General features: G+C 69.3%; 12 protein-coding genes and 1 tRNA gene. 1 reads left to right on the top strand and 12 read right to left on the bottom strand.

Annotation, left to right across the window (positions count from 1 at the left end):
- Positions 1 to 192: 192 nt before the first annotated feature.
- Positions 193 to 266 (top strand) — tRNA-Arg (locus tag D7X55_RS27660).
- A gap of 107 nt (positions 267 to 373) precedes the next feature.
- Here D7X55_RS27660 and D7X55_RS27655 read toward each other — a convergent pair.
- The 12 genes from D7X55_RS27655 to D7X55_RS27605 all read right to left on the bottom strand — a co-directional run.
- The gene (locus tag D7X55_RS27655) at positions 374 to 1,471 is read right to left on the bottom strand and encodes a glycosyltransferase family 4 protein (protein WP_121724616.1); all 1,098 of its coding nucleotides are present in this window, start codon (positions 1,469 to 1,471) and stop codon (positions 374 to 376) included.
- 121 nt (positions 1,472 to 1,592) lie between these two features.
- The gene (locus D7X55_RS27650; RefSeq protein ID WP_120552620.1) at positions 1,593 to 2,876 is read right to left on the bottom strand and encodes a hemolysin family protein; all 1,284 of its coding nucleotides are present in this window, start codon (positions 2,874 to 2,876) and stop codon (positions 1,593 to 1,595) included.
- Positions 2,877 to 2,963: 87 nt separating this feature from the next.
- Positions 2,964 to 3,347 carry a response regulator gene (locus tag D7X55_RS27645; RefSeq protein WP_233610107.1) on the bottom strand — a complete coding sequence of 128 codons (384 nt, stop codon included), beginning with the start codon at positions 3,345 to 3,347 and terminating at the stop codon, positions 2,964 to 2,966.
- Between the two features lie 95 nt (positions 3,348 to 3,442).
- Positions 3,443 to 4,276, bottom strand: a complete 834-nt coding sequence (locus tag D7X55_RS27640) for a metallophosphoesterase (RefSeq protein WP_255425039.1) — start codon at positions 4,274 to 4,276, stop codon at positions 3,443 to 3,445.
- Positions 4,277 to 4,333: 57 nt separating this feature from the next.
- Complete coding sequence (locus D7X55_RS44825) at positions 4,334 to 4,567, bottom strand: hypothetical protein (protein ID WP_233610105.1); 234 nt, start codon at positions 4,565 to 4,567, stop codon at positions 4,334 to 4,336.
- Complete coding sequence (locus D7X55_RS27635) at positions 4,516 to 4,971, bottom strand: glycosyltransferase (RefSeq protein ID WP_233610104.1); 456 nt, start codon at positions 4,969 to 4,971, stop codon at positions 4,516 to 4,518. Before D7X55_RS27635 ends, D7X55_RS44825 begins: the two co-directional genes overlap by 52 nt.
- A gap of 172 nt (positions 4,972 to 5,143) precedes the next feature.
- Positions 5,144 to 5,830 carry a phosphate signaling complex protein PhoU gene (gene phoU, locus D7X55_RS27630; protein WP_120552614.1) on the bottom strand — a complete coding sequence of 229 codons (687 nt, stop codon included), beginning with the start codon at positions 5,828 to 5,830 and terminating at the stop codon, positions 5,144 to 5,146.
- A gap of 26 nt (positions 5,831 to 5,856) precedes the next feature.
- Complete coding sequence (gene pstB, locus D7X55_RS27625; protein ID WP_120552619.1) at positions 5,857 to 6,600, bottom strand: phosphate ABC transporter ATP-binding protein PstB; 744 nt, start codon at positions 6,598 to 6,600, stop codon at positions 5,857 to 5,859.
- Between the two features lie 52 nt (positions 6,601 to 6,652).
- The gene (gene pstA / locus D7X55_RS27620; protein WP_120552613.1) at positions 6,653 to 7,564 is read right to left on the bottom strand and encodes a phosphate ABC transporter permease PstA; all 912 of its coding nucleotides are present in this window, start codon (positions 7,562 to 7,564) and stop codon (positions 6,653 to 6,655) included.
- A complete protein-coding gene (gene pstC / locus D7X55_RS27615; protein WP_199747175.1) occupies positions 7,561 to 8,556 on the bottom strand; it encodes a phosphate ABC transporter permease subunit PstC in 996 nt (331 codons plus the stop codon). The genes pstA and pstC overlap by 4 nt, the downstream gene beginning before the upstream one ends.
- Positions 8,557 to 8,614: 58 nt before the next feature.
- On the bottom strand, positions 8,615 to 9,439 hold the full coding sequence (locus D7X55_RS27610) for a phosphate ABC transporter substrate-binding protein (RefSeq protein WP_120552612.1): 825 nt from the start codon (positions 9,437 to 9,439) through the stop codon (positions 8,615 to 8,617).
- Positions 9,440 to 9,452: 13 nt separating this feature from the next.
- Positions 9,453 to 10,587 (bottom strand): porin (locus D7X55_RS27605; RefSeq protein ID WP_121724615.1); only part of this gene is annotated, 1,135 nt, incomplete at its 5' end.

Here is a 10,587-nt window from a genome sequence, read left to right as displayed (position 1 = left end):
GGGCAGGGGACGCCGCGGGCGTCCGGGGTGACTCCGTGCAAGCCAGGCAGGCGGCGAGGAGGCAGGCGGAGAGCAGGGGAGCGCGGTTCATGCCCCCAGGTCTAGTCCATCACACAGAGGCGGCAGGTCAGGATTGCGTGCTTGCGTCGTCTATGGACTTCGGTTACTCCTCCGGCACCGGAAAGCGGTTCTGCGCGATTAGCTCAGCTGGATAGAGCGTTGGCCTCCGGAGCCAAAGGCCGCAGGTTCGAATCCTGCATCGCGCGCAGATGTAAGGGCCCGGAATCACTGGGGGAAATCCCAGGGGTTCCGGGCCTTTGCTTTTGGCGCCTTCCCAGCTCCGAGGGCGGGATGACGCGTGCGCATGGACCGCTCAGACGCCCGTCACCTGGCGGATGAATGCGAGCATCCGCGAGCACGTGCTGTCCATGTCCAGGTGCTCCTCGGCCATGCGTCGGGACTCGCTCCCCATGGCCGCGAGTGTCTCCGGGCGCCGCACCAGCGCGTCCAGCGTGTGCGCCAGCGCCGTGTAGTCACCCGCTGGCACGATGCGCCCGTCCACGCCGTCGCGCACCAACTCGCCCACGCCGCCCGCGGGCGTGGTCACCACCGCCAGACCCGCGGCCTTCGCCTCCGCGATGGCCCAGGACGACATGTCCGCCAGCGTCGGCAGCACGAAGAGGTCCGCCGCCTGCGCCAGGCCAATCAGCTCCGGCGAGTTGGGTTGCAGGCCCACGTGGATGCGCACACCCGGCGGCGGCTTGAAGGGCGTGGACGTCACCACGTCCAGCCGCCAGTTCCGCCGCCGCGTCTCCCACGCCCAGCGCAGCAGCAGCTGGCCGCCCTTGCGTCCCAGGTCGCTGCCCACGAAGAGCAGCCGCACCACGCCGTCCCGGGGCTTCTTCTCCGGCGCGGGCCGCCACAGCGTCGTGTCCACGCTGGGCCAGACGACGTGCACGCGCGTGTCGGGCACGCCGTACTCCTCCACCAGGGAGCGCTTGGTGAAGCGTGAGAAGGACAGCATCCCCTTCGCGAGCGTGTACGTGCGCCGGTGCAGCGCGTGCTTCGCCCGGCCCATCCAGCCCGCGTGCTGCGTGCGCAGGCCGTAATAGCGCAGGTATTCCTCCAGCCCGCTGGGCGTCGCGTCCGTGGAGATGACGCTCGGGACCCGGCGCATGAAGTCGTGCGACAGGTGCGCCAGCCGCTGCGTGTGCACCACCGCGGCGCTCACCGGCTCCAGGGCGAAGGCCTGGTTCAGCGCGCTGCGCGCCCTCAAGCCCCCGCGCACCGACAGCTTCGAGCGCACCAGCGGCAGCTGCTCCCAGACGTCATCCGCGTGCTCGGCGATGGGCAGCCACACCGGCGTGATGTCGGTGCGGCGCCCCAGCGCCCGCTTCAGGTTGTCCAGGAACACGGCGTTGCCGAGCGTCGTCTCGATGGCGAACGCGATGCGTGGGGCCGAGGACTGCATCCGCTTGTGCGTGCCTCCCCAGGGCCAGTGCGTCCCTTCCGGGCATATAGGTGCCCGGTGCGGAATCACCAACGGCCCCCCGGGGCAGCGTCCGGATTCGCACGAAGGGGTGGGACCGGCGTCACGCCTCCGGCTGCGCGGGCGGCGGCGGCAGGTGGACGCGCACCTCGCGCACGCGGCGCGGTGATGCCTCCACCACCTCCAGCACCGTGCCGTCCGGCAGGGACACCCTCGCGCCCTTCTCCGGGATGGCGCCCCCGGCCAGCGCGATGCACAGGCCCGCGACGGTGGAGTAGTCCTCGCTCTCCTCCAGCTCCAACCCCAGCGCGCGGTTCACCTCACGCAGGCTCGCCTCGCCCTGCACCACCGCGATGGTGGGACCCTCGCGGCGCACCAGCTCCTCGGGCGTCTCGGACTCGCTGAGGATGTCCCCCACCAGCTCCTCCACCAGGTCCTCCACCGTCACCAGGCCCACCACGCCGCCGTGCTCGTCCACCACCACGGCCAGCTGCATCCGCCGGCGCTGCAGCTCCTTCATCGCGGCGATGGCGCGCATGGACTCCACCAGGAACAGCGGCGGGCGCAGCACGTCCTCCAGGACGATGAGGTGCCCCTCCCAGGCCACGCCCAGCAGGTCCTTGGCCACGATGTAGCCCACGACGTTGTCGAGCGTGCCCTCGTACACCGGCATCCGCGAGTGCCCGTGCTCCAGCAGCACCTGACGCATCTCGTCGGTGCTCGCGTGCCGGCGCAGCGCGACGATGTGCTCGCGCGTCACCATCACCTCGCCCAGCGTCAAGTCGCCCAGCTCGAAGGCCCGCGAGGCAATCTCCCCGGCGCGCGGATCCAACGTGCCCTGCTTCGACGCCTCCTCCACCAGCTGCAGGAGTTCGTCCGGAGACAGGCGCGACTCGGAGAAGTTCGTCTTGTCCCCGAAGAGCTTCAGCACCACGTTGGAGCTCGCGGTGAGGAACCACACCAGGGGCCGCATCACCCAGGACAGCGCCTTGAGCGGACGGCCCAGGGTCAGCGCGTACTGTTCGGAGAAGCGCAGCGCCAGGGACTTGGGGACCAGCTCCCCCAGCACCAGCGACAGGTACGACACCAGCGCGACCACCAGCGCGAACGCCACCTGGCTCGCCGTGGCCTCCGGCACGCCCAGGCCGGAGAGCACCCCGGCCAGCCGCTGCGCGATGCTCGCGCCGCCGAAGGCCGCCGCAGTGGAGCCAATCACCGTGATGCCAATCTGCACCGTGGCCAGCAGCCGCTCCGGATCATCCCGCAGCGCGGACACGGCCTTCGCGGACTTGCTGCCCTGTTCCAGCAGCTCCTTCAGCCGCGTCTTGCGCACGGACAGCAGGCCCAGCTCGGCGCCCGCGAAGACGCCATTGGCCAGCACCAGCAACAGGATGATGATGAGCTCCGTGACGATGGCGGACCTCCTGGCTGGATCCACCCCCACCGCGAAGGTCGGCGGGGGACCCCCCCCGTCCTACACCCCCAGCGACTGCAGGAGGAGCGACAATTGGTCGCGGCTCGCTCCCTTGGGCAGGTAGTAGTGGGGACCCGACATGAGCGCGCTGCCCACGTCCTGGGCCGCCGCGGAGGTGAGGAAGACGATGCGCGGGTTGGTGGCCGTGCGCGGCAGCTTCTCCACCACCTCCAGGCCGCTCATCCCCGGCATGTTCAGGTCCAGCAGCATGACCTTGTAGCGCTCGCCCCGCTTGAGCGAGTCGAGCGCCTCCTGGCCGTCCGCCGCCTCGGTGGTTTCATAGCCGAGGTCCTCCAGGCTCACCCGGAGGAATTCCCGCCAGTCCGCGTCGTCATCCACGACCAGGACCTTCCGCGCTCCGTCATCCACCGCGAGTCGCCCCAAGCATCCTCCTGACCTGGGGAGAACCTTCCGGGGACCCGGCGGCATTCGCGACATCTGTGCGTCGCGACGACGTCCGGCAAGCGGGCGTGCAGGCCCTAGAACAGCGCCATGCCCAGCTGGCCCACGAGGTACTGGAGTGCGGGCCTGACGTTGTGGACCGCCGTCCGGGGTTTCACTGCCTGTGAGGCCTGGCACCACGCAGGCTCGCCCACCAGCCGGCCAGCCATGTGGTTGAAGACGCGGAAGCGCCCCAGGTCCGTGCTGCTGCCGGAGTTGTAGACGCGCAGGGCGCGCTCACCCGGGGTGCCCAGGTCCGCCTCGCTGGGGATGTGCCGGTGGCCGTGCAGCACCAGGTCCGCCCGGCCACCCACGCGCTCCAGCAGTCGGCTTCCCAACGCCAGCTCCGACGCGTGGGGCAGTCCGCACTTCGTGGCGATCCACTCCGGGAAGCTCTCCAGGGGCAGCGGCATCACGTGGTGGTGCAGCAGCACCGCGACCAGCGCTTCCTTCGGTGCGCCTTCCAGCGCGCGGTCCACTTCGTCCACGACGCCTTCCGTCAGTTCGCCGTGGCTGTGGAAATAGTTGCGGTTGTGCTCACCGGTGGAGTCCACGCAGACCAGGAAGAGTCCCGCCGTCTCCACCGTGTGGACCTTGCGTCCCTCCATGAACCCGCTGCCGACATCCTCGCCGGGCCGGTCATGGTTGCCGGGGATGAAGGTGAGGCGGCCGGTCTCCAGCCAGGGCGCGAAGTGTTCACGGAAGCGCTGGAACTCGGCGTGGGCGCCGCGGTGCGTGAGGTCACCCGTCACCACCACGTGATCCACTTCCTGCGCCGTCAGGGCCTTCACCAATGAGGACGCGGACGCGTCGCTCTCGCGGCTCATGTCAAGGTGAAGATCCGAAAGATGCGCCAGCTTCAGGGAGGGCATGCTGAAGGAGATAGGCATCGGTTCTTCGAGCGGCGAGGGTTGCTGTACGAAGGTTCGTCAAAAGTTGGGCCAGCGTCGTTCACCCCACCCCGTTGCTGGGGATCCACTCACCAGCACCGCGGGCGCGGCGCGCCACGTCACCGGCCGCGGCCGCAGCGCGCGGAACACCGCCACGTCCACCCAGACCTTGCCCAGCGCCACCGCCAGCGCGGCCAGGCCGGTGAGCGCGGACGGGTGGATCAGCGCGCCCAGCGCCGCGAGTGGAACCGGGTTGAGGAGCGCCTGCGCCACGTACGTGGAGGGCGATACCGCTGTGCGGTGAATGACGCTCCAGCGCAGGTAGCGCTGGAAGAAGGCGTCCACGCTCTTGCGCAACGACACGTTGAAGACGGGGTGTGCGCCAGCACCACGCGCTTGCCCAGCTTGCGCGTCACCCACTGGCCAATGACGTAGTCCTCCGCCAGCACGTCCTTCACGGAGAAGAAGCCGCCCAGCGCCTCCACGTCCTCGCGGCGCAGCGCCATGGACTTGCCCACCACGATGTCGCGGTCCGCCACGTGCTTCGCCGCGATCATCCCCGCCGCCGCGCTGGAGGACAGGTGCAGGTTGTCCAGGAGCGAACCGAAGGTCTTCTCGCCAAGGCCCGCCACCGGGTGCGTCACGCAGCCCACCGAGGGGTCCTCGAAGGCCGCCACGATCTCCTCCAGGTAGCCGTCCCGAGGAGGAGGGCCAGGAGGCCCACTGCGGACGCGGCCAGGAGGAGGCTGGAGGCGATGAGCATGTCGCCACCCTAGACGCCTCACAAGGCGGGACCGGGGCGGCGGGGCGGCGGGACGGCCAACTCGCCGTGACACGCCGGTGAAGCCGTTACTCCAGGTCGCGGCTGCGCGGGTGGCGCACGTCCTTGCCGCGCACCATGTAGATGACCATCTCCGCCACGTTGAGCGCGTGGTCGCCAATGCGCTCCAGGTGCTTCGCGATGAACATCAACGCCGTGGCCCGGCGGATGTTGCGCGAGTCCTCCATCATGTACGCCAGCAGCTCGTTGAAGATCTTCAGGAAGAGGGCATCCAGCAGGTCGTCCCCCTTGAGGACGTCCTCCGCCTTGGCCGCGTCCCCGGACACGAACGCGTCCAGCGCCTTCTTCACCTGCTGCTGCGCCAGCTCCGCCAGCTTCGGCGTATCAACGTAATAAGGTGCCAGCGGCGGCACCTGGTTCAGGTCCATGGCGCGCTCGGCGATGTTCACCGCCAGGTCCCCGATGCGCTCCAGGTCGGTGACGATCTTCAGCGCCGTGGTGATGAGGCGCAGGTCGGACGCGGCCGGCTGGCGCAGCGCGAGGATGCGGCGGCACAGGTCGTCGATGTCGACCTCCAGCCGGTTCACCTCGCGGTCCGCGCCCACCACCTGCTCCGCCAGCGACGAGTCGCGGTCGGTGAGGGCCTTGGTGCTCTGGGCGATGAGGGTCTCCACCTTGGCCCCCATGGCCAGGAGCTTCTCGCGCAGGTTGCGCAGGTCCTGCTCGAATGCCTTGTCGGTGTGCGTGGCCGCCATGTCGTCCTGTTCCGTCGCGCGGGTGTTCAGCCGAACTTCCCGGTGACGTAGTCCTCGGTGCGCTTCTCGTGGGGGTTGGTGAAGATCTGCTCCGTGGCACCGCACTCCACCAATTCGCCCATGTAGAAGAAAGCCGTCCGGTCACTCACCCGCGCGGCCTGCTGCATGTTGTGGGTCACGATGGCGATGGTGTACGTGGCCTTGAGCTCGTGGATGAGCTCTTCAATCTTCGCCGTGGCGATGGGATCCAGCGCGGACGCGGGCTCGTCCATGAGCAGCACCTCCGGCTCCACCGCCAGCGCCCGCGCGATGCACAGACGCTGCTGCTGGCCGCCGGACAGGCCCAGGGCGCTCTCCTCCAGCCGGTCCTTCACCTCGTCCCACAGCGCGGCGCCGCGCAGGGACTTCTCCACGCGCGCGGCCAGCTTCGTCTTGTCCTTGAGGCCGCCCACGCGCAGGCCATAGGCGACGTTCTCGAAGATGGACTTGGGGAAGGGGTTGGACTTCTGGAACACCATGCCCACGCGCCGGCGCAGGTCCACCACGTCCAGGGCGCGGTCGTGGATGCTGCGGCCATCCAGGAACACCATCCCGTCGTGGCTCGCGCCGGGGATGAGGTCGTTCATCCGGTTGAGCGAGCGCAGGAAGGTGGACTTGCCGCAGCCGGACGGGCCGATGAGCGCCGTCACCTTGTGCTCGGGGATGGCCAGGCTCACCTGCTTGATGGCCACCTTGCTGCCGTAGCGCAGGGTGAGCTCGCGGGCTTCCATCTTGTTGCGAGGCGTGGCGGAGGAGAGGGGCATGGGCGGAGGAGGGCGAACGTCAGTGGCCGGCCGCGGCCTTGCGGCGCGTGCGCGTGCGGATGAGGACCGCGACCAGGTTCAGGGCGAAGGTGAGCAGCAGCAGCACCAGCACCGTGGCGTAGAGCAGCGGGCGGGTGGCCTCCACGTCCGGCGACTGCGTGGCCAGCACGTAGGTGTGGTAGCCCAGGTGCATGAACTGCGAGTTCAGGCTCGTGGGAAGGTCCGGCAGGAAGTACGCCGCGCCGGTGAAGAGGATGGGGGCCACCTCGCCCGCGCCCCGGGAGATGGCCAGCACCGCGCCCGTGAGGATGCCCGGCAGCGCGCCCGGCAGCACCACCCGCGCCAGCGTCTGCGACTGGGTGGCCCCCAGCGCGAGGCTCGCGGTGCGCTGCTCCTGAGGCACGGCGCGCAGGGCCTCCTCGGTGGACACGATGACCACGGGCAGGGTGAGCACCGCCAGCGTGAGGGACGCCCAGAGGATGCCCGGCTGGGCCCAGTGCAGCTCCTCATAGCCCAGCGCGTGGTCCAGGCCCTTGCCCACGAAGAGGATGAAGAAGCCCAGGCCGAAGAGGCCGAACACGATGGACGGCACGCCCGCCAGGTTCGCCACCGCCACGCGCACCACGCGGGCCAGGATGCTGGAGGGCGGTGCGTACTCGTGCAGGTAGACCGCTGTGAGGACGCCCACCGGCATCACCGCCAGGGTCATGAGCAGGGTGAGCGCCGCGGTGCCGAAGAGGGCGGGGAAGATGCCGCCGCCCATCATGCCGTCCGTGGGCGCCTGGGAGAGGAACTGCCAGGACAGGTGGCTCCAGCCGCCCCGGACGACGTCCAGGAGGATGAGGGCCAGCATGGCCACCATGACGAACGCGGCCAGCCCCGTGAGTGACACGAGCGACAGGCCCACGACCTTGCGCGTGGTGTGCTTCACCCCGCACCTCCCTTGAGCCGCTGGATGACCTTCTTCGTCCACACCCCCGCCAGCAGGTTGAGCACGAAGGTGAAGAGGAACAGCTCCACGCCGATGAAGAAGAGCAGCGCGTAGTGGGGGCTGCCCACCACCACCTCGCCCATCTCCGCGGCGATGGTGGCGGACAGCGAGCGGACGGAGTCTCCCAGGTTCCAGGACACGATGGCCGCGTTGCCGGAGGCCATGAGGACGATCATCGTCTCACCGATGGCGCGCCCGAAGCCCAGCACGCACGCGGCGAGGATGCCGGGGGCCGCCGCCGGGAGCACCACCTTCCACGCCGTCTCCCAGGGCGTGGCGCCCAGCGCCAGGGACGCCTCGCGGTAGCTGCGCGGCACGGCGGTGAGCGCGTCCTCCGTCACCGTGAAGATGACCGGCACGATGGCCAGCGCCAGGCCCAGGCCCGCCACCACGGCGTTGAGCCGGGAGGTGAAGCCGAAGGTCTCCTGGAGGAACGTCGCCATCACCATCAGCGCGAAGAAGCCCAGCACCACGGAAGGGATGCCGGCGAGCAGCTCGATGGTGGGCTTGAGCACCTCCCGCAGGCGGCGCGGGGCGAACTCCGCGGCGAACAGCGCGCCGAAGATGCCCAGGGGCACGGCCACCACCATGGACACGAGCGTCGTCTTCAGCGTGCCCACGAAGAGCGGAATCATGCTGACCTTGGGCACGCCGGACACCGGCTGCCACACGTAGGCCAGGGGCTTGCCCTTCCGCACCAGCTGCGGAAGGAACATCTTGGAGAAGCTGGCCTCCTCGCGCGCCGCCGCGTCCGTCACCAGCGTCAGCGCCTCCTTCGCCACGAAGACGAGGATGAGCACCAGCGCGGCGATGCCGGTGAAGGCCACCGCAGTAATCAGCGCGGCGATGGCCTTCTCCTTCAGCTGGCGCCGCCGGGCCGCGGGCGACAGCGTGGGCAGCGCCACCGGGGGCGCGAGGTCCTGCTCCTGCATGACGGCCTGTCTATCCAACATGGGACCCTCGCGCCGGGTGACAATCGTGTGACGCCCACTACTTCACAGGGAAGTATCCGACCTGGGTGACGATGGCCTGGCCCTCGGGGGACAGCGCGAAGTCGATGAACGCCTTGGCCTCACCGGAGGGCTTGTTGCGCAGGTAGAAGAACAGGTCGCGCGACAGCGGGTACTTGCCGCTCTTCACGTTCTCCGCCGAGGGCGCGAAGGCCTCGTTGCCCTTCTTCACCTTCAGCTCCTTGATGCCCTTGGCGTACGCGGCGCCGCCGTAGCCAATGCCGTTCTTCTCCTTGGAGACCGCGTTGACGACGGCGGCCGTGCCCGGGAGCGTCTGCGCGGCGGCGGCGAAGTCTTCCCCGCCCAGCACGTGGTCCTTCACGAACACGTAGGTGCCGGAGGAGTTCTCACGCGAGTACAGGACGATGGGGGCCTCCGCGCCGCCCACGGCCTTCCAGGACGTGGTGTCGCCCAGGTAGATGTCCTTGAGCTGCTCCACCGTGAGCGCGTCCAGCTTGTTGGTCTCGTTGACGTAGAAGGTGACGCCGTCCCTGGCCACGGACACCGCGGTGGGCGGGGTGTTGTAGCGGGCGCGGAGCTTCTCCTCCTCCGCCTCCTTGATCTCACGGCTGGACATGGCGATGTCGGTGGTGCCGTTCTGCAGCGCCGCCAGGCCCGTGCCGGAGCCGCCGCCCGTCACCTGAATCTTGGTGGCGGGGTTCTTCTTCATGAACGCCTCCGCCCAGCGCTGGGCGAGGATGACCATGGTGTCCGAACCCTTCACCGTCACGGTGCCCGCCTGGGCGGTGAGCGGGAGGACGGCGAGCCCGAAGGCGACGAAGCTGGAAAGCAGGGTCTTCTTCATGAGGTGACTCCTCCTAGAAACGGGCCTGCATCTGCAGGGTGAACAGGTTGTCGTGCGGGTCCAATGCCTGGGCCACGGCGTGCGTCATGGGGATTTCGTAGGTGGCGGAGACCTTCAGGTTCTCCCCGAAGTGGTGCTGGACGACGAAGCCCACCGTGTCCACCGCGTTGTCTGCGCCCGGTACCTCGCCGGCGGCAACGTCCGTCTGGCCGTTGCGCGGATCAAAGGTGTCGTAGCGGACGGCCACCGCGTCGTTGAGGCCGATGTTCTGGACCAGCAGCAGGTACCAGCCGTGCGCGGGCACATCCAGGTGCGTGGCGTTGTTGGCGGCGCCGTAGGTGCGGCCCGCGATGAACTCGCCCTTGATGGAGGTGCCGCCCAGGGGCAGCACGTCGAAGTAGGCCTGGAGGTCCGCGCCAATGCGCGTGCGCTCGTACGCGTGGCGGAAGGTGTCCGTGGGCAGCCGGCCCAGGTCGTGGCCGTACCAGCCGGAGACGCCACCGGCGATCCACTTCAGGTCGAAGCCCAGGTGGGCGATGAGGTCCTTCTCCTTGTCGTTGTCCTGGGTGGTGCCGCTGTCGGTGCCGTTGCCGTCGAAGATGCCCACGGCGAGCCGCAGGAACTTGTAGCGGCCGTTCAGCTTGGCGCCACGGTCGCGCTCACTGGGCAGCAGGTTGCGCACCACGCGGCTGCGCTCGGGGAACTCGCGGTCGCTGGAGGACTGGGGGCCTTCGTAGCCGAAGGGCCACTTCATCTGGCCCAGCGTGACGGACAGCTGCTGCTTCGTGCCGGGGACGAAGAGGGTGGCCTCCGCGTCGCGCAGCGTGACGCCCGCGGGCACCGCGTCGATCTGCAGCATGAACTGCGACCAGTCCGTGGTGTACGTGGCCTTCAAGCGGCCCCGGCGGACGCCGAAGCGGCTGTAGCCGCCCGCGCCGCTGTCATCCAGGTCCTGCTGGTACTGGTAGCGGCCCTGGATGTAGCCGGAGAAGCGCAGCTTCTTGAGCGCGGACAGGTCGTTCTTCGTCTCCGTGTTCTGCTCCTCCAGCGCCTCCACGCGGTGCTCGTCCGCCGTCAGCCGCTCGTCGATGGAGGGCGACCTCTCCGGGACGGTGGGGGCGTTGGCGCGCGGCTCGGAGGCCGGCGGG

Origin of the sequence: Corallococcus sp. AB049A, from assembly GCF_003668885.1 — a bacterium.
Classification (GTDB): domain Bacteria; phylum Myxococcota; class Myxococcia; order Myxococcales; family Myxococcaceae; genus Corallococcus; species Corallococcus interemptor.
Note: the sequence above shows the minus strand (reverse complement) of the source record. Positions and strands in the feature narration are given on the sequence as shown.